Source organism: Colwellia sp. MB3u-55 (assembly GCF_014076785.1).
Classification (GTDB): Bacteria; Pseudomonadota; Gammaproteobacteria; order Enterobacterales; family Alteromonadaceae; genus Colwellia_A.
Map to the genome: position 1 here is coordinate 1 of NZ_JACGUS010000047.1, position 523 is coordinate 523.

At 41.5% G+C, this 523-nt stretch carries 1 pseudogene; it reads left to right on the forward strand.

Going from position 1 to position 523, the window contains the following annotated elements:
- Window positions 1-2: 2 nt before the first annotated feature.
- Window positions 3-523, forward strand: a pseudogene (locus H4J66_RS01170) (transposase); the annotation flags it as partial.

The following is a 523-nucleotide window of genomic DNA, read 5'->3' on the forward strand; positions in this document are numbered from 1 at the left end:
TTATGCCCAAGCCTCGTTCACAACAAATCAGTTTATCTGATACACCCTATTATCATGTTTGCAGTCAAACCGTTCGAAAAGCCTTTTTATGTGGTATTAATAAAGAAACCGGTGTCAGCTATGCGCACAGGCGTCATTGGATTGAACAGCGTATTTTTATATTATCTCAGGTCTTTGCTATTGGTATTTGTGCTCACGCTGTCATGAATAATCACTTACATTTAGTCCTTCATGTTGATAGTGAAAAAGCTAACAGCTGGACGACGCTAGAAGTACTGTCCCGTTGGCATACCTTGTTTAAAGGCACCCTGTTGACGCGTCAATTTCAACAAGAGCAATCATTAACGACATTCGAAATGGAAATGGTTGAAGAAACAGCACAGGTCTATAAACAGCGCTTAATCGATATCAGTTGGTTTATGCGGGCATTAAACGAGCCTATTGCTCGACAAGCCAATAAAGAAGACAAATGCACGGGGCACTTTTGGGAAGGACGCTTTAAATCACAAGCCCTGCTCGATGA